This is a genomic window from Streptococcus periodonticum (assembly GCF_003963555.1).
Lineage (GTDB): Bacteria > Bacillota > Bacilli > Lactobacillales > Streptococcaceae > Streptococcus > Streptococcus anginosus.
Genome location: NZ_CP034543.1, coordinates 1,774,001 through 1,791,163 on the forward strand (window position 1 = coordinate 1,774,001; position 17,163 = coordinate 1,791,163).

Annotated in this window: 20 protein-coding genes; 1 reads left to right on the plus strand and 19 read right to left on the minus strand. The window is 39.1% G+C overall.

Going from position 1 to position 17,163, the window contains the following annotated elements; genetic code table 11:
• Positions 1-121 precede the first annotated feature (121 nt).
• From nrdG to EHW89_RS08760, 18 genes are all read right to left on the minus strand, one after another.
• A complete protein-coding gene (gene nrdG, locus EHW89_RS08680; RefSeq protein ID WP_003026610.1) occupies positions 122-727 on the minus strand; it encodes an anaerobic ribonucleoside-triphosphate reductase activating protein in 606 nt (201 codons plus the stop codon).
• A gap of 4 nt (positions 728-731) precedes the next feature.
• Positions 732-1,238, minus strand: coding sequence for a GNAT family N-acetyltransferase (locus tag EHW89_RS08685; RefSeq protein ID WP_049508876.1), 507 nt, complete (start codon positions 1,236-1,238; stop codon positions 732-734).
• 9 nt (positions 1,239-1,247) lie between these two features.
• Positions 1,248-1,745, minus strand: a complete 498-nt coding sequence (locus EHW89_RS08690; RefSeq protein ID WP_126467878.1) for a GNAT family N-acetyltransferase — start codon at positions 1,743-1,745, stop codon at positions 1,248-1,250.
• Between the two features lie 59 nt (positions 1,746-1,804).
• The gene (locus tag EHW89_RS09430) at positions 1,805-1,945 is read right to left on the minus strand and encodes a hypothetical protein (protein WP_126467880.1); all 141 of its coding nucleotides are present in this window, start codon (positions 1,943-1,945) and stop codon (positions 1,805-1,807) included.
• Between the two features lie 8 nt (positions 1,946-1,953).
• Positions 1,954-4,164, minus strand: coding sequence for an anaerobic ribonucleoside-triphosphate reductase (gene nrdD / locus EHW89_RS08700; protein ID WP_049508874.1), 2,211 nt, complete (start codon positions 4,162-4,164; stop codon positions 1,954-1,956).
• A 106-nt stretch (positions 4,165-4,270) separates the two neighbouring features.
• Positions 4,271-5,803: a heme transporter CcmD gene (locus EHW89_RS08705; protein ID WP_126467882.1), complete on the minus strand. Its 1,533-nt coding sequence runs from the start codon at positions 5,801-5,803 to the stop codon at positions 4,271-4,273.
• Positions 5,804-5,857: 54 nt separating this feature from the next.
• Positions 5,858-5,992 carry a hypothetical protein gene (locus EHW89_RS09600; RefSeq protein ID WP_259274331.1) on the minus strand — a complete coding sequence of 45 codons (135 nt, stop codon included), beginning with the start codon at positions 5,990-5,992 and terminating at the stop codon, positions 5,858-5,860.
• Between the two features lie 62 nt (positions 5,993-6,054).
• Entirely contained in the window at positions 6,055-7,587 is a 1,533-nt protein-coding gene (cls, locus tag EHW89_RS08710; RefSeq protein WP_126467884.1) for a cardiolipin synthase, read from the minus strand.
• Positions 7,588-7,981: 394 nt separating this feature from the next.
• Positions 7,982-8,419, minus strand: coding sequence for an SP_0198 family lipoprotein (locus tag EHW89_RS08715; protein ID WP_126467886.1), 438 nt, complete (start codon positions 8,417-8,419; stop codon positions 7,982-7,984).
• Positions 8,420-8,466: 47 nt separating this feature from the next.
• On the minus strand, positions 8,467-9,708 hold the full coding sequence (locus tag EHW89_RS08720; RefSeq protein ID WP_126467888.1) for a bifunctional folylpolyglutamate synthase/dihydrofolate synthase: 1,242 nt from the start codon (positions 9,706-9,708) through the stop codon (positions 8,467-8,469).
• Positions 9,709-9,907: 199 nt separating this feature from the next.
• On the minus strand, positions 9,908-10,219 hold the full coding sequence (locus EHW89_RS08725; protein ID WP_003027765.1) for a DUF1292 domain-containing protein: 312 nt from the start codon (positions 10,217-10,219) through the stop codon (positions 9,908-9,910).
• 17 nt (positions 10,220-10,236) lie between these two features.
• Positions 10,237-10,656 (minus strand): Holliday junction resolvase RuvX, encoded by a 420-nt coding sequence (gene ruvX / locus EHW89_RS08730; protein WP_003026628.1) that lies wholly within the window; start codon positions 10,654-10,656, stop codon positions 10,237-10,239.
• Positions 10,656-10,922: an IreB family regulatory phosphoprotein gene (locus tag EHW89_RS08735; RefSeq protein WP_009569646.1), complete on the minus strand. Its 267-nt coding sequence runs from the start codon at positions 10,920-10,922 to the stop codon at positions 10,656-10,658. The genes ruvX and EHW89_RS08735 overlap by 1 nt, the downstream gene beginning before the upstream one ends.
• 280 nt (positions 10,923-11,202) lie before the next feature.
• Positions 11,203-11,760, minus strand: a complete 558-nt coding sequence (locus EHW89_RS08740) for an SP0191 family lipoprotein (protein ID WP_003026633.1) — start codon at positions 11,758-11,760, stop codon at positions 11,203-11,205.
• A 103-nt stretch (positions 11,761-11,863) separates the two neighbouring features.
• Positions 11,864-12,433, minus strand: coding sequence for an SP0191 family lipoprotein (locus EHW89_RS08745; protein ID WP_003026634.1), 570 nt, complete (start codon positions 12,431-12,433; stop codon positions 11,864-11,866).
• Positions 12,434-12,518: 85 nt separating this feature from the next.
• Positions 12,519-12,917 (minus strand): transcriptional regulator Spx, encoded by a 399-nt coding sequence (spx, locus tag EHW89_RS08750; RefSeq protein ID WP_003026638.1) that lies wholly within the window; start codon positions 12,915-12,917, stop codon positions 12,519-12,521.
• A gap of 86 nt (positions 12,918-13,003) precedes the next feature.
• Complete coding sequence (gene recA / locus EHW89_RS08755; protein WP_126467890.1) at positions 13,004-14,149, minus strand: recombinase RecA; 1,146 nt, start codon at positions 14,147-14,149, stop codon at positions 13,004-13,006.
• A 46-nt stretch (positions 14,150-14,195) separates the two neighbouring features.
• Positions 14,196-15,464, minus strand: coding sequence for a competence/damage-inducible protein A (locus EHW89_RS08760; protein WP_126467892.1), 1,269 nt, complete (start codon positions 15,462-15,464; stop codon positions 14,196-14,198).
• 600 nt (positions 15,465-16,064) lie between these two features.
• Between EHW89_RS08760 and EHW89_RS08770 the strand changes: the two genes are divergently transcribed.
• Positions 16,065-16,478: an EamA family transporter gene (locus tag EHW89_RS08770; RefSeq protein WP_193552992.1), complete on the plus strand. Its 414-nt coding sequence runs from the start codon at positions 16,065-16,067 to the stop codon at positions 16,476-16,478.
• A gap of 102 nt (positions 16,479-16,580) precedes the next feature.
• On the opposite strand, the gene EHW89_RS08775 is transcribed toward EHW89_RS08770, so the two are convergent.
• Positions 16,581-17,159, minus strand: coding sequence for a DNA-3-methyladenine glycosylase I (locus tag EHW89_RS08775; protein ID WP_049517293.1), 579 nt, complete (start codon positions 17,157-17,159; stop codon positions 16,581-16,583).
• Positions 17,160-17,163 lie beyond the last annotated feature (4 nt).

Here is a 17,163-nt window from a genome sequence, read left to right on the forward strand (position 1 = left end):
TTAAACGTTCTTTAAGAATTACAAAAACTTTAAATGATAAATGCGTTTTCAATGCAGTTCTTCGCTGTTACATTCCAAACAACAAAAAAGCAGGAACATTCAGTCCTGCCTTGGTTCAAATTTATTCTGTTTTATCTCGATTAACTTGTTCAAAACTTTCTGTGCCATCATTCAGTCTATCCCAAATGATCACTTTCCCAGCTTTGAGAGACTTTTGCACATCAATGATTCGTTGGTTAGAAGAACCGCGAAATTGCAGCATGAGATTTTTCTTGGCTTTGTCAAACCGTCCATCGACCAGGATGTCAATAAGACTCAGCAGTTCCAGCTTATCTGGTGTTTCCAACATCATTTCTTCCCATGTGTAGCCCGTCCAAGACCAAATATCTTTATTTGGCAATTCCTTACGAATCCGCTTAACCAAGGGAATGAGAATACCTGTATTGAGAAAAGGCTCTCCGCCAAGCAAAGTCAACCCTTGAACATAGGGCTCTGCTAGATCTTTCATAATTTGCTCTTCCAGCTCATGCGTATAAGGAATCCCTGCATTGAAAGACCAAGTTGCTACATTGTAGCAGCCCTCGCAATGGAACATGCAGCCGCTGACATAGAGGGAATTACGCACCCCTTCGCCATCTACAAAATTAAAGGCTTTATAGTCAATAATACGTCCTTTGCTTAACTCTTCGCTTTTCCACTCACCTGGCTTCGGTGTATTCCATGTCATTTTTCTACCCCAAATCTATCCAATAGCGCTCTTTCCCAGCTCGTACATCTTCCAACACTCCACCATTGGCCAAAATCACTGCTCGACTAGCAGCATTATCCATATCACAAGTAATCAGAACGGGAGAGAGCGCTAGTTTTTGGGCTTCAAGTAAAGCCAAAGCTAATTGTTGTTGACCATATCCCTTTCCCTGCTCACTAGGTCGAATGCCATAGCCAATATGCCCGCCCAACTCTAAGTAAAAATCATTTAGTGCCATACGAAGCCCTAAAAAACCTAATGCACGACCATCTGAATCAAAGGAAGCAAACAAAATAGCTGGAACACGCCCTTCTTTCAAATTCAGTCCTGCCTCTTGATCACGATTGATTTGCAACCAATCTTCGTAATTTTCTGCACATGCCCAAGTGCTTTCTACACCGCCATTCATGAGAAGCCCCTGCTCTTTGTATTCTGCAATCATTTCAAGTATCGCTTCTTTATCTGCCAATTCTGGTCTTCGTAACTCCATAAATTACTCCTAATTCAAATCTATCCAATAGCGTTCGGTGCCCTGTCGGATGTCTTCTAATATGCCCCCGTTTTTTAAAATAACTGCCCTACTAGCAGAATTGTCCTCCGAACAAGTAACTAGCACTCGGTGGATATTCTTTGAAGCAGCGACAAGAAGCCCTTCTTTCAACATAGCGGTCGCATAGCCTTTCCCCTGCATAGACGGACGAATGCTATAACCAATATGACCGCCATGTCCGCGTAAATGTTCATTCAGACGCAAGCGTAAATTTAGAAAGCCAACAGCCTGTCCTTTATCAAAGGCAACAAACTGTATAGCCGGCACCCATGTATTAGGAATATTGAGACCCATTTCCGCATCTTGGTTTCCAGCAATCCAATCTTCATAAACGAAATTTTCCTTGTCCCAAAAACCGCCATCGTGTGCAGCATTTGACCTTTCAAATTCTAGTATGAGGTCTATCACCGCCTCTTTATCTTCTAATCCTGGTCGTCTTAATTCCATTTTTCTCACCTTGATAGAAAGAGAGTGAGACTAGCTTCATGCAAACCTCACTCTTTCTCCTATTTTTTCTTTGTTTTTTGTAAGAATTGTTCTCGCAAATTTGCAACACGATCTTTTTTATTGACTCTGCCTTTGGAATGCTTTTCATGATAGCGTGTCACTTGTGCTTTTCCTTTATCGTCTAATTGATATTTTCCCATGAAAGTTCCTACTTTTCTACATGATGTCCTTCGAACTTGATTGTTGAACCATTCATGTGTTTAACACGAGCTGAAATCTCCTTGTGACGTCCATTTACCATCGGACGGGCTTGAGGATTTCCAAGATAACCACAAGTTCGCTTGACAACATCAACTGTCTTAGGATCGCTATTGCCACAGTTTGGACAAGTAAATCCACGTTCTGTTGGCGTGAAATCCCCTTCAAAATCGCACTTATAACAATGGTCAATCGGTGTATTGGTTCCCAGATAGCCCACGCGGTCATAAGCGTAGTCCCAAACAGCTTCGAGCGCTTTTGGATTTTGTTGCAAAACAGGATATTCACAATAGTGGATAAAGCCGCCCGACGCACCCGCTGCTGGATAATCTTTTTCAAAGTCTAACTTTTCAAACGGTGTCGGATTCTTCCGAACATCATAGTGGAAGCTATTAGTATAGTATTCTTTATCTGTAATATCTTTCACAAGACCAAATTTTTCTGTATCCAGACGACAGAAGCGGTCGGTCAGACTTTCAGACGGTGTGGAGTAAACTGAGAAGTGATAATCATATTGGTCAGACCACTCTTCGACACGGCGTTTCATTTCACGAACAATATCTACTGTAAATTTCTTAGCTTCTGGGTTATGTTCCCATTCACCACCATAAAAGACAGTCGCTACTTCATACAGACCGATATAGCCGAGAGAAACCGTAGCTCTACGATGTTTAAAGAGTTGATCTACCTTGTCATATTTACCAAGACGTTGCCCAAAAGCACCATATTGATAAAGGATAGGAGCATTAGCTGGCGTTGCTTCTTTTGTACGTTCCACACGATAGACAAGGGCATCTTCAGCGATGTTCATCCGTTCATTGAAGATTTCCCAGAATTTATCCATGTTGCCTTCAGATTCGAGGGCGATTCTTGGAAGGTTGACAGTTACAACCCCAAGATTCATACGACCAGAATTGACTTCTTGACCATTTTCATCTTTCCAACCTTGTAAGAAAGAACGGCAACCCATTGGAACTTTGAAAGAACCCGTTAATTCCACAATCTTGTCGTAAGACAAGACATCCGGATACATCCGCTTCGTAGCGCATTCCAAGGCCAACTGCTTAATGTCGTAGTTTGGACTACCGGGTTCTAAATTCAATCCACGCTTCAACGTGAAAATCAATTTAGGGAAGATGGCTGTACGGTGCTCAGAGCCAAGACCTTTGATGCGGATTTGAAGAATAGCTTTTTGAATTTCACGCTCAAAACGATTAGTTCCAAGTCCAAAACCAAGTGAGGTAAATGGCGTTTGTCCATTTGATGTAAACAAGGTATTGATTTCATACTCCAAAGATTGCATGGCGTCATAAATGTCTTTTTTAGTCTTTGTCCAGGCAAACTCTTCTTGCTTTTCAGGAAGCACCCATTCACGCGCATCCTTCAAATGTTTTTCATAATTTTTTTCAGCATAAGGCGCCAAAACTTCATCAATTCGGTCAGCAGAGCAACCACCATATTGGCTAGATGCAACATTGGCAATGATTTGAGAGATTTGCGCAGTCGCAGTTTGAATCGACTTTGGACTTTCGACTTCAGCATTTCCAATCTTAAAGCCATTTGCCAACATGCCCTTAAAATCAATCAAACAGCAATTCGTCATCGGTGTATAAGGACTGTAATCCAAATCGTGATAGTGGATGTCTCCTTTTTGGTGTGCATTTGCCACATGTGGTGGCAGCATTTGCAAACCAATCGATTTCCCAACAATTCCCGCCGTCAAATCACGCTGGGTGTTGAAAACATCGCTATCTTTATTGGCATTTTCATTGACAACTGCTTGGTCTTTGTTAAGCAATTTTCCGATTGTAAAGTTAATATCTGTTGCTTTTGAGCGCGCAAAATCACGTTGTGTGCGGTAAGTAATATAGCTTTCTGCAATGGCGTATTCATTGGCATTCAGTAATTCGTGCTCCACGATATTTTGAATTTCATAGATTTTAACACCCGCAGGAAAACGTGAAATCACTTCTGCTACGATTTTATTGGTAATACCTTCAAGTTTTGCTTCTAACAACGGAGTCATCGTCGTTACTTCTTGGCTAGCCTTGACAAGAGCTTTGTAGATCTTGTCTGCGTCAAACGCCACACGACGACCGTCACGCTTTTCTACATAAATATCAGCAAATCCTTGTACTGTTTCTTCTTTTAATGCAATCATGAGCTCCTCCATTCGTATAAAATATATTATATCACCTCAACAAAAAAAATCAATATCTTGTGGAAAAAAACTTTAAATTTTATTTTAAACACAAGATATTGATTTGTTATTTCAACTTATAGAGCTTGAAATGATTGAGTTTTAGGTCTGCCTGCTGATAATTTTCTTTTAATTGTTTTTTGATATCTTGCAGAAGAGACACTTGATTGTTGACCAAAATATACGTTGGGGTCGTTTCTTTCAAGCTATTCACTAGGGACATTTGATTTTCATCTGTTCCTTGGTACAAGCTAGGGGTTAAAATCGGTACCGCAGATAGGCGCCCACTCGCTTGGTAGAGAGCTGCTGTTGTGTCCCAAGCATAGATTTTATCAGTATTCTTTGATTTGCTCTTGATATAATTTGCCGCAGAAACACGTTCACTTGCTTCACCTGAAGATAAAATATAGTGATTAACAAGCGGAAAACCAATTAAGTAAGCAACTGCTAAAAGCGGCAAGAAAGCATTTTTTGCAACATACGTTCCTAAAATAGATGTAGATTTTTGTACACGGCTATGACGTCCACCTCTTTTAAGTTTACTTTTTCCTAACCACATACTGAGCAGAATCAGGAAGAATGGTAAAACAGGCAACAGCTGATAAGCGCCTTGATCTGGTAAAAAGAAAACAAATAAAACTAAAATTAAGGACGCGAAAAAACTAAATAGCTGCAGGAAACGTTCCAAAGAATTTGCTGGCAATGAAAAACTTCTCACCCAAGTCACAACTATACCAAGTCCAATAATAAGTCCTCCATAAAGCAAACCATTGTACAATAAATGCTGTCCTGAAAAATGCAAGCTATCCCAAGGATAAAGAATCTGGCTTATGGCAAGCCCAAAACTGCCATTCAAAACCGTATAATAACCTAGCGGATAAAATACAAGCGAGAATCCTACCAAAATGGCAAATAATTGATACAGGCCGCGCGCTTTTTTCTTTGCCCAAATATTATAAACTAGCAGAGCAAGGAAAGTCACCAAATAAAATACAAGGCTCGTCACCGGATCAATCATAAACATCAGCGCACCAAGTGCTCCAAAGCCAATAAAACCTCTGTCGCTTGCTTCTCCTGTCACATAACGCATCAGAAAGTACAGCGACCCAAAGACAAATGGGAAAGCAAAAATACTAGAGTATAAGCCGCCCCAGCCTAAAGCGAGCGTCAAACAATAGAATAAAGAAAGGATTTTGATAGAAGTGTTTTTTACAGCCGTTAATTGATATACAATTTTAAACAGATAAATTCCTGCAACAAACAAAGCCAAGCATTGCATTGCCGCAAAGAAAATATTGCCCATGAAGAGACTACCCGCCCAATTAGCTAGATAATAAAGCAGACCACTCGTTCCATAAATATTTCCATAAATAACCTGACCTTGCGCCATTGCCCAACCTGCATATAAATTTTGAGATTGCAGATTAGTAGCAAGGTTGGTCAAAAATGGATTGGCAACACTTAAAACGCTCAATAATAAGCTCCACAAAAATAAAACGACAAAGGGCGTTGACGCAGGTCCTATAAAAACTTTTTTCTGCTCACTCTCTTCGTGAACTCTCTCTACTACTGGCTCTTGTTCAGTCATTGTGTCGTACATAAAGGTTCTCCTTGATATCAGTCTTATCTAGTATATCAAAATCTCCTCTATCTGTCAGCTTGATTCTGACACATTCTTCATCTTTTGCAAAAGTAAAGTGTAGTATTCCAATTCTCGAAAACGATGATAACTTACAGCCGCATACTCTTTCAAAAATTCTTTTTCTTCACTTGTTAAATCGATAACCATTCTGCCTCCTTTTACTAGATTATTCGTAAAAAAGAAAAATTCCTCTCATTACAAGAGAAATTTTATAGCATCGGTGCAAATAATTCGACAATTTCTTTAATCAAGCGTTGATACCAGGTATTTTTAATGGTATCTTCATGTATTTCTTGTGAGGTTTCAAACAATTCCTCAAAATCTCGCTTCAAGTCAAACATAGAAGGCGTTTTATACATCAAAACAGCATTTTCATAGTGATGAACTAAGCTGCGGTAATCAAAATTGATTGTTCCGACAACACCAAAATCATCATCAGCCACTACATGCTTACTGTGAATAAAGCCCGGTGTATACTCATAAATCCGAACCCCAGCCGCCATTAAATCCGGATAAGCTCCTCGCGTAATAAGCTGAATGATTTTTTTATCTGGAATATAAGGTGTCACAATGCGGACATCTACCCCCCGCATAGCAGCATTTTTGATGTCTTCCGTTAAATCATAATCAATGATTAAATACGGCGTGGCAATATACACATAATCTGTCGCCTGGCTGATTATATTTTGATAGACATTTTTACCCACTTGAGCTTTGTACATGGGCTTCGGTCCGCTTCCATACGGAATATAGAGCCCTGACGCATCTACAGCTTTGTTGTCCAAATGATAGCGATCGAAATCACTGATTTTCCCACGGTTGATATACCAGTTCATCAGAAACAGCCGTGTCAAGGCTTTTACAGCACGTCCGTTCAGACGAATCCCACCGTCTTTCCAGTGACCAAATCGCTCGATGTGATTGATGTATTCATCTGCCAGATTGATGCCACCAGTATAGCCAATCTGCCCGTCAACGACGAGAATTTTCCGATGATCTCGATTATTATAAGCCACCGTCATCCGCGGAATCACTTTGTTAAACTTATGAGCGTCAATCCCCATAGCCCGCAATCGGCTGGTATAATCTCCCGGAAGAGTTGCCATACAGCCAATGTCATCATAGAGCATTTTCACTTCCACACCTTGGGCTGCCTTTTCACGCAGAATATCCAAAATACTATTCCACATGATACCTTCTTCCACAATGTAATATTCCAAAAAAATAAATTTTTCTGCTTTGCGTAAATCTTCCAGCATTTTCTGGAACATCTCTTCTCCCAAAGGGAAAAATTGCGATTCCGTGCCGTCGTAAACATCCGCATTATGATCCATGCTGAGAAGCGACTTAATAATCCCGTAAGCTGATTTATCTGTTTTTTTCAAGTCTAACCGCAACTCATAGCTATTGTCCTCACGAAATTTCATCTGATCCATATTTTTTAGCTGTTTCAGTTCACTTCTGGATAATCGGCGCTCGCCAAACATCAAATAAAGCAAGGGACCAATGACTGGAACAAACGCTACCAAGAGCCAAGTTACTTTACTTTCCGGTGTCATTGAACGATTGACAATCGCTAAAATCGTTGCCAAGCTGAATAAAATCACAAAGACAATCCATAAAGTAGGTGTCCAGCGACCAAGCCAAAAGAAAAACCAAAAAATGAGCGCAAGTTCTAGTAACATGATAATAATACTGAAACCATATTTTGACATCAATAGCTGAAATTTCCTAAGATTCATTTTCTCTCCCTGTTTTTACTTAGTACTAGTATAACGGGGATTTCCTAATAAATCAAGCCAGAATCACTCATTCTTCGATATTCAAAGTATTTTTTCATTAGAGCAAAAAAGAGTAAAAGAAAAGTTGTGGTTCGTAACCAGCCACTTTCTCTCCTACCCCCTATCTCTACATTTTAACTAGAATACTGATTGTTGTCCACTACCAATTTAGAAAGCGGTTAGAAGCAACAGATAAAGTTCATGAAGCAAGCCCCTTTGTGAATAATTCACTAAAACAAATGCAGCCTCTCATATCGACTTGTATGAATCAATAAACTTAAAGTCCAACGCGTCCTTGTTCTCGCAAACTCATATCAAATTTTTATCAAGAAATTTTGCACCAACATTAGACAAGTTATTGCTTCGTTAAAACGACCGTATCATTTTCTCCATTTTCTTGCTCAATATCCTCAATCGTTAACTGTTTGCCATCAATCATATAACGCTCAATGTCATCACCAATCGTCATTCGCTGATTTGTCGGATCAATGCTCACCTGTTTTACTTTCTCTTTACCGTTTGGCTCTTTTTCTGTCCACGTACCACCATTTCCTTTGATAACCAAAGTAATCTCATCTTCTTCGTCCATACCTTTATAAGTACCGTCTAATTTTTCTGACGAATTTTCTGCAATAGTTGGCGAATCACTACTCTCACTTGAGACTGTAGTTGATTGGCTGCTTGAGACAGATTGAGAGGACGGTGAAGTTTGGTTAGACTTGGTACACGATGTCAAAATGATAAGTCCTATCAGAAAAAATGTGACGTAGCTGAATTTCTTTAAATGTGCCATTTTCCCCTCCTTTACCTGCATTTCTATTATACCATTCACCATTCTAATCAGTCAATTTCTTTCTCCAAAAGAAAAGCACGAACTTCCGCAATAAAATAAAGAGAACCTGTTACAAAAAGGAGCTGATTGTCATTAGCGCTTTTAATAAATTGTTCGATAAAGTCCTGATAAGAGGCAATGTAGAGACCATTTGTAAAGTCCTGTTCATTTGCTGCACCGTCATCCTCAAAAGTCGTTACAAACAACTGCACATGAGGCAATTCCTGCTGAAGATAAGACAGCATCCCCTGATAATTTTTGCGTTTCAAAGCACCGAATAAGAGAAAGATTTCTTTTTGTCCTTGCTGGCGAATAAACTCCACCAAACGTGACAAAGCGGGTAAATTGTGAGCCCCGTCCAAATAAATTCCTCTCTCAAAATATTCCAGTCTCCCTTCCCAATGGGTCTCTTGCAAAGCCTTGCGTATCCATTTTACTTGTGGTTGCCAATTTTGCTGTTTCATAAATAAAAGAAAACTTTGCAAAGCAACAGCTGCATTTTCTTCCTGATAAGTACCTTTGAGACCCAGCTGTAAACCAACTATCATTTTATCTTGATTAGAAAATTGTCCTTTTGAAAATGAAAAATCCCTACCGTATTCATACAAAACAACTCCCAACTCATCTGCGCGCAATTCGCAGACCCTTCTGGCTTCTTCAGCCAGCGGCCCGATAACAGCTCGTTCCTTTTTCTTGAAAATTCCTGCTTTCTGCTCCGCAATTGCTACTATGGAGTCTCCTAATGTTTCTTGATGATCCAATCCTACAGACGTTACAACCGCAACATCTCCTATCACTACATTTGTTGCATCTAAAAGTCCACCAATTCCCACCTCAATTAAAGCCACATCTACCTGCTCTTCTTCGAAATACAATAAAGCTATGAGTGTTAAAATTTCAAAATAAGATAATGAATCTTGTGTCCGCAAAAGTTGCCTTTCCATTGCTTGAACACGGCGCCCAATTCTAACAAAATCCTTGTCAGAGATTGGTTTATGATTGACACAAATCCGATCATAAATGCTCACCATATGAGGTGACGTAAAGGTTCCCACCTTCTTTTTATGCTCTGCAAATAATTGACTCATAAAAGCAATCGTTGAGCCTTTTCCGTTCGTTCCTGTCACATGAATAATGGGATAATTTTCTTCTGGATGATCTAAAAGACTTATCGCCTGTCTCATTCGCTCTAAGCCAGAGCGAAAATTTAAACCAATGCGACTTTCTAGCCACGTTTCAATTTCATTCATATTCTTCTCCCAGCAAAAAGGGAGTGAAACAGAACCAGACTTTGGTTCATGTCACACCCCACAATTTACTTGAATGGCTGGAACTCTTGCTCCACATGGGAATTAACCAACCACTCATTCGTATACCATAAAATAACGATTCACACAGCCTTTCAATCTCTTCATCGTCTGTAATATGAAAAGCTAGTGTACGCAATTTTTATTCTTCCATAAAGCTATTGAAAACTTCTTCAATCATGTCCCATTCAGCATCAGAGTCTTCTGGGATTGGTTGCAAATCGCCTTCTGTTCCGTCTTCATTTTCAGTAAACGAATAGGCTTGAATTTCTACCTCACCATTTTCATCTTCTTCTGCGCTAGCTGGAATCAATAGAACGTAGTTTTTCCCAAATTCTTCTTTTCCGTCAATGGTCAAGAGAATTTCAAACAAAGTTTCATTTCCTTGCTCGTCTACTAGCGTAATCAACTCACGTTCTTCGTGTTCATGGTCATGGTTATGATCGTGTGCCATGTTTTCTCCTTTATTTATTAAAAATTTCGATCTAAATAATTCTGCAATATGAGCTGTGCTGCAAGCTTATCAATCACTTTTTTTCGCTTCTTTCTGCTCACATCCGCTTGCTCAATCAGCATTCTCTCCGCAGCTACCGTTGTTAGACGCTCATCTTGGTATTCAACTGGCAAATGAAATAATTGCTCAATCTTAGCACCATAAGCTTGACTTGCTTCTACACGTGGTCCGCTTGTATTGTTCATATTTTTAGGGAGTCCTACAACAAACTTATTAACCTTATATTCTTTTACAAGCTCACTCAAACGATCAAAACCAAATTCCCCTTTTTCTTCATCAATAGGAATAATTTCAAGTCCTTGAGCTGTAAAACCAAGTGGATCACTAACTGCGACACCAACTGTTTTTGAACCAACATCTAACCCCATAATTCTCATTAGAGATCAATGCCTTGCCCTTTCAAATAATAACGAACTAATTCTTCTACAATCTCATCACGTTCATATTTACGAATTTGATTTCGTGCATTATTGTAGCGAGGTACATACGCAGGATCACCACTAAGCACGTATCCTACGATTTGGTTGATTGGGTTATAGCCCTTTTCATTCAGCGACACATAGACATCTTTCAATGTTTCACTAATCTCTTTTTTGTTTGAATCATCAAGATTAAAACGTACTGTCTCATCTGTAAATCCCACAATTACACCTTCTTTCACTAGAATATCCATATTATAGCACATTTCAATACTTTTCACAAATGAAAGAGGTTGAAAAAGGGAGTGGGACAAAAATCGGTAATTTCGAAGAAATTTGATTTTGTCGTCCCACCCCCGCACAGTTGAGTAGGGCTGTAAAGGTTGATTTATCAACCGCATAGAACCCACTCAACCGCTGCAACTTGCAAGAAACTCATAAAAATCTGACGAGGTTAAGGACTTTTGTCCCAGCCTCTTTTTGTTTCATTATACACCTATAAAATCATGGATTTGCAACTTCTTTAGCTCCAGCTGCCTTGACAGACTCAATATATTGTTTTGGTGTTAAATTTTTAATAGTTGAAAACATAGAGCCATATGTATCTAGTTTTGATGCTTCATCAAGGTTGATTTTGCTCATATCAATATTGATTGTAACTTTAATAATATAGTCTTTTGTAATGTCTGTTTTAACATCAACACCGCCCAAAGACTTAAATTTATCCAATCCTGCGGCCTTTTCAAAAGCAGAAATCAAGTGCGGCTTAGTGCTTTCTAAATCTTGACCCGCTAATACACTCTTCATATTTTCAGGAAGTATTTGTTCAAGATTTATCACAAACTTCTTAAAGGTTTTTCCTTCATAAGAAATAGTTTGCGTAAGTGTTTGTTCAATCCCTTGGACAGTCTGTTTTTGTTGAAAAGACTTGGTCACAACAGAATCCTTTTTCACAACACTCGAACCAGTCTTACTATCCCCTGACTGATTCTGACCGGATTTTTGACCACAAGCTGTGAGCAGCAACAAACTTGCTCCTAACAAAACAACCGATTTTCTCATAAAAATATCCTCCTTGTATTTTAGAGCTTTATAAGAATAGTATACCATCTTTTGTAAGCGTTGTCAAAACGGCCTGTCTAAAAAGGCAACCAATGATTGACAGTTATTGATTGACTTCCGTTGCACCACTCGCAATCTGATTTTCAACATATTCTTTTGGTTTCATTTTTAAAAATTCTTTTAATTTCATATTTTTTAAATATTCAGTATCAGCGGCCTTATTAACATCCAAAACTTGAAAATCAAAAGTATGAACTCGCTTCAATTCTTGATCATTTATAATTTCCAAAGAGGTCGAAAAACCTTCCAAACTTTTTGCTTGTGTAAATTTTTCATCTTCAGCCAAAGATTTCTCCAATAATTTTTGCGCTTCAGCAACTCCAACTTCCGCAACTACTTTTTTCATTTCTTCTTTCATCGGCATGATTTGCTCAATCGTTAAACTTAAAAATTGATCGCCTTTGTAAGTAATTGTTTGTGTTTGTTGAATCCCTTCAGCTGTTTTAGGGAATGATAAGGTTTTTGTCACAACTGTTTCTTTTTCAGCGTTTGCAATAACTGGCAACGTACTATCAATTGATTGCTTGCTTGTTTTTGATTTTGTTTCTTTTTTTTGACCACATCCTGCTAAGACTGTAAGAATAATGGTTAATAGAATCAGGCTTCTTTTCATGGATTAACTCCTCCTCATTCTTTATTTTATCATATTTTTAATATCAATAAACATCGAAATAAAAAAAGAGTGGAAATTCCACTCTTTACAAGGCCGCGCGTAAACGCGCTTCTGTATTTTCAACATTACGAACCGAGCGAGGTAAGAATGCACGAATATCATCTTCTTTGTAGCCCACTTGTAGGCGCTTGTCATCTACTAAAATAGGGCTTTTCAAGATGCGTGGAGTTTCCATAATCAAGTCAATCACTTCACTCACACTTAATTCTTCAATATCTACACCTAAGCCTTTTGCATAACGATTTTTTGAAGAAACAATGCTTGCAACCCCATTTTCAGTTTTTGTTAGAATATCTAATAACTCTTCTTTTGTAATTCCTTCTTTACCAAGATTTTGTTCTTTATAAGTTAACTGGTGAGCATTGAGCCATGTTTTTGCTTTTTTACAACTAGTGCAACTTGAGACAGTATAAATTGTAATCATGTAAGTACTCCTTTCGCCACACGGTACTATTATCATACTATATTATACCACAAAATCCCTCCGTCTTGCGACCTATTTTTAAAAAATTATTCCTCAATCTCAATCGTGTCATCCAAATCTAGTGTGACTTCCTCCACCTTGTTTGCTGATTTAGTTGCTTCTGCATTTTTTTCATCTTCAGCATCATCCTCAATCAAACCGTAATGCACTCGAACTTTATAATCAATTTCATCAAAAATTTCTGGATGATCTACCAAGTATTTCTTAGCATTTTCAGACCCTTGACCAATCTTTTCATCATTATAAGAATACCAAGCACCCGCTTTTTTGATAATATCAAGGTCTGTCGCAATTTTAATCAACTCGCCTGTTTTAGAAATTCCTTCACCATACATGATTTCTACGAAAGCTTCCTTGAATGGCGGAGCAACCTTATTCTTCACAACCTTAATCTTGGTTTCCTTACCAACATTGGTATCTTTCTCATCACCAGTCCCCTTGATTTGGGTATTTCCACGAACATCTAAACGAACAGACGCATAGAATTTCAAGGCACGACCACCAGGTGTTGTTTCTGGATTTCCAAACATAATACCAACTTTTTCACGCAGTTGGTTGATGAAAATCGCAATTGTCTTCGTTTTATTGATAGAAGCAGACAATTTACGCATAGCTTGACTCATCATGCGCGCTTGCAAGCCAACGTGACTATCTCCAATGTCTCCATCAATCTCAGCACGTGGTACGAGGGCTGCCACGGAGTCAATAACTACCAAATCTACCGCACCAGAGTCAATCAATTTCCCAGCAATCTCAAGGCCTTGCTCACCAGAGTCTGGCTGAGAAAGTAAGAGTTCATCAATATTAACTCCAAGGGCTTGTGCATAAGCCGGGTCGAGAGCGTGTTCTGCATCAATAAAAGCTGCAATACCGCCTTCTTTTTGAGCTTGCGCTACTGCATGAAGAGCTACGGTCGTCTTACCAGAAGACTCTGGTCCATAGATTTCAATAATCCGCCCCTTTGGATACCCTCCTGCACCAAGAGCGATATCTAATGCCAAACTACCTGAACTCATGACTTGAACTTTTTGTTCAGCGCGCTCACCTAGGCGCATAATCGCTCCTTTACCAAAATCTTTTTCAATATTTTTAAGTGCAGTATCTAGCGCTTTTTGACGTTCCTCGCCAAATTTCTTTGAAATTTCTTCTAATTTTTTTTGTTTTTTCGCCATTTATTTCTCCTATATAGTGATAAATTATTTTTTGCCTATCTAATTATTATAGCATGTTTTCGTTTTTTAATAAAGTTTTTCGCAGCAGATTGAAAGCATGCAGAACGGCTATTTTACGTACATCTGTCCGACTGCGACCCGCAATATTAACCTTAATAGACTGAACATCTTCTGTGGTTGCTAGGCCGATATAAACTGTCCCTGCTGGATGTCCTTCTAAGCTGTCTGGACCTGCCACACCTGTCAAGCTCACCGCATAGTCACTAGCGGTCAATTTTCTTGCCTGCTCAGCCATTTTCTCCGCTGTAAAAGCTGAAACTACCCCATGCTTTTCTAAGTCTGCCAAGGGAATGCTCAGCATTCGGCTCTTTTCCTCCATACTGTAGGTAACAAAGCCACCACTAAAGACATTGGAGGCTCCAGAAAAGTTTGCCAAAGTCGCTTGAAAGAGTCCTGCGGTCAAACTTTCAGCTGCTGTGACGGTCTTTTCTGCTCTTCTCAGCAGTTCAAAAGCTGTTTGCCCCAGAGAATTATCATCTCCATAAGCGTAGAAAAGGTCTACTAAATGTTGTTTCTCAAAAGTCTGTACTGCTAAAATTTTCTTTTCTAAATGAGCAAACTTAATATCTGCTTCCTTTTGACTAGTAGCCTTGGTGGACAATCGCAATGTCACCTCTCCCGTCTTAGCATAAGGAGCAATGGTCGGATCGGTCTGATTATCAATTAAATCTCCTAAAAGGGTTACTAATTGACTTTCACCGATACCAAAGAAACGTAAGACTCTTGAATACAATTTTTGACCAGTCGCTAAAAGTGGAACCAGCTTATTGTTCACCATAGGTTTTAATTCACTAGGCGGACCAGGTAGAACAACATAGGTCACGCCACTGACCTCAATCACGCCTCCTACTGCAAGCCCAGTTTCATTTTGTAGAGGAGTCGAGCCTCCCACTATCTGAGCTTGTCGCTCATTGTTTGGTGTTCGAGCATAATTCGGTCGACTTGCGAAAAAGCGGTCCAATTTCTCCGTAGCCATTCGGTCAAATACCAACCTACGATTTAAGAATTTTGCCAAAGTCTGCTTAGTCAAGTCATCTTCTGTTGGGCCTAATCCTCCAGTTAAGATGACCAAATTACTACGATTTCGAGCAATTTCTAAAATGGATAACAGACGAGCTTCATTATCTCCAACTGCTGTTTGGAAATATACATCTACACCCAGACTCGCTAATTTTTCCGATAAAAATCGGGCATTTGTATTGACAATCTGACCTGTCAGAATTTCAGTACCCACAGCAATAATTTCTGCTTTCATAGAACCTCCTACTTTACTATTCGCAATTTGGTCTTATTTTATCATAAAAAATCTTAAAAACTTCATTTTAAGAAAAGAATCTGTAAGCAAATTGATAAGACTAAGAATTTTTCAAAAAGAAAAAGTCTGGAATTGCCAGCCTTCTAATTTATAACTATAATTGTGTCACATCAATAATATGATTACCTCGATTATGGGAGTGAGGTAGAACTCATCTTGAAAATTTTTAGTTCGTAATCTCACCTCCGCAAGCTTGCTCAACAGTCTGGGAGACTGTTGAGACGGTGGATAAAGAAAATAAAGTTTTCGTCAAAAGTGTTTTTGCGAGCTTGAAAAGCTAATACCCTGAGACTTGCTTCGCATCACCACAAAGCCGTGCTTTGAGCAATCAGCTACTACGTCATTGATTTATCGCTTTATATACTTTGAAGTTGGAGACTTTCGCCCCAGCCTCTTCAAAAATGAGGATTAGCTTAGCAAAACTAGGGTTTATATAAAAAACAGACAATTTTGTACTGCCTGAGTGCCTTTAGTTTGCTGTGTTAGATAGAATCAAATGTGATAAAATAAAGAAAACAAAACATTTAAGGAGATTTAATGATGTGGGCAGTTTTTGCATTTCTTTCTGCTTTATTTGCAGCACTGACATCTATCTTAGCCAAAATCGGGATTTCTGGCGTCAATTCTAATCTAGCAACAGCTATTCGGACAGTGGTCGTTGTTTTAATGGCTTGGTGTATGGTCTTTTTGACCAAAGGGCAACTCGGTCTCGCTAACATCAGCAAGAAAAGTTGGATTTTCTTGATTTTATCTGGATTAGCGACGGGCGCTTCCTGGCTCTGTTATTACCGAGCATTGCAGGAGGGAGAAGTCTCCAAGGTCGTTCCTATTGATAAGCTTAGTGTTGTCCTCACACTCATTCTTGCTTTTATCTTTTTCCACGAGGATTTTACTATGAAATCTTTGATTGGCAGCATTTTGATTACGATTGGAACTTTGGTCATGGTTTTGTAGTGATGTCATATCATCATAAATACAGCAATATTACGAAAAATATAAAACAGTATCGGTCAATAAATATTGCACCGACTACTCACATAAAAGATAGCAAAGCTATTAAAATCGTTTGATTGTTTTTCTTGCTGAATTAAAATCGCAAGTCTCCTCATGGTCATTGACAAGACCTGCCGCCTGCAGGAAAGAATAGACACAGACTGGTCCTACAAATTCAAAGCCTCGTCTCTTCATATCTTTAGCCAGTTTTTCAGACAATGGAGTCTTGGAGGGCATCTGCTTGTAGTCCTTGACAGGATTGTCAATCGGTGTAAAGTCTACAAAAGACCAGAGATAATAATCAAAACTGCCAAACTCTGCCTGTATTTTCAGAAAAGCTTGGGCGTTAGCACGTGTTGCATAGATTTTCCGACGATTTCGGACGACGGCAGGATTTTGTAAAATACCTTCTAACTCCGCATCTGTCATGACTGCCACCTGATGAACATCATAGCCATGAAAAGCTTGTCGGAAGGCTGCTCGTTTATTGAGAATGGTCTCCCAAGATAGTCCTGCCTGATAAGTCTCTAGGCAGAGCAACTCAAATAAAGCCCGCTCATCATGCAAAGGACGACCCCACTCTTGGTCATGATAGGCGATATATAAAGGATTATTCTCTTTTACCCAGCTACATCGTTTCATCTTT

Bases quoted from the DNA above. Each gene is read 5' to 3' on its own strand.
- spx (WP_003026638.1), bottom strand. From the start codon at position 12,917: ATGATTACAATTTATACTGTCTCAAGTTGCACTAGTTGTAAAAAAGCA.
- nrdG (WP_003026610.1), bottom strand. From the start codon at position 727: ATGACATGGAATACACCGAAGCCAGGTGAGTGGAAAAGCGAAGAGTTA.
- EHW89_RS08760 (WP_126467892.1), bottom strand. From the start codon at position 15,464: ATGAAAGCAGAAATTATTGCTGTGGGTACTGAAATTCTGACAGGTCAG.
- EHW89_RS08720 (WP_126467888.1), bottom strand. From the start codon at position 9,708: ATGAATGAAATTGAAACGTGGCTAGAAAGTCGCATTGGTTTAAATTTT.
- EHW89_RS08715 (WP_126467886.1), bottom strand. From the start codon at position 8,419: ATGGCACATTTAAAGAAATTCAGCTACGTCACATTTTTTCTGATAGGA.
- nrdD (WP_049508874.1), bottom strand. From the start codon at position 4,164: ATGATTGCATTAAAAGAAGAAACAGTACAAGGATTTGCTGATATTTAT.
- EHW89_RS08725 (WP_003027765.1), bottom strand. From the start codon at position 10,219: ATGGCACACGATCATAACCATGACCATGAACACGAAGAACGTGAGTTG.
- EHW89_RS09600 (WP_259274331.1), bottom strand. From the start codon at position 5,992: ATGGTTATCGATTTAACAAGTGAAGAAAAAGAATTTTTGAAAGAGTAT.
- EHW89_RS09430 (WP_126467880.1), bottom strand. From the start codon at position 1,945: ATGGGAAAATATCAATTAGACGATAAAGGAAAAGCACAAGTGACACGC.
- ruvX (WP_003026628.1), bottom strand. From the start codon at position 10,656: ATGAGAATTATGGGGTTAGATGTTGGTTCAAAAACAGTTGGTGTCGCA.
- EHW89_RS08690 (WP_126467878.1), bottom strand. From the start codon at position 1,745: ATGGAATTAAGACGACCAGGATTAGAAGATAAAGAGGCGGTGATAGAC.
- EHW89_RS08775 (WP_049517293.1), bottom strand. From the start codon at position 17,159: ATGAAACGATGTAGCTGGGTAAAAGAGAATAATCCTTTATATATCGCC.
- EHW89_RS08745 (WP_003026634.1), bottom strand. From the start codon at position 12,433: ATGAAAAGAAGCCTGATTCTATTAACCATTATTCTTACAGTCTTAGCA.
- cls (WP_126467884.1), bottom strand. From the start codon at position 7,587: ATGAATCTTAGGAAATTTCAGCTATTGATGTCAAAATATGGTTTCAGT.
- EHW89_RS08705 (WP_126467882.1), bottom strand. From the start codon at position 5,803: ATGTACGACACAATGACTGAACAAGAGCCAGTAGTAGAGAGAGTTCAC.
- EHW89_RS08770 (WP_193552992.1), top strand. From the start codon at position 16,065: ATGTGGGCAGTTTTTGCATTTCTTTCTGCTTTATTTGCAGCACTGACA.
- EHW89_RS08740 (WP_003026633.1), bottom strand. From the start codon at position 11,760: ATGAGAAAATCGGTTGTTTTGTTAGGAGCAAGTTTGTTGCTGCTCACA.
- EHW89_RS08685 (WP_049508876.1), bottom strand. From the start codon at position 1,238: ATGGAGTTACGAAGACCAGAATTGGCAGATAAAGAAGCGATACTTGAA.
- recA (WP_126467890.1), bottom strand. From the start codon at position 14,149: ATGGCGAAAAAACAAAAAAAATTAGAAGAAATTTCAAAGAAATTTGGC.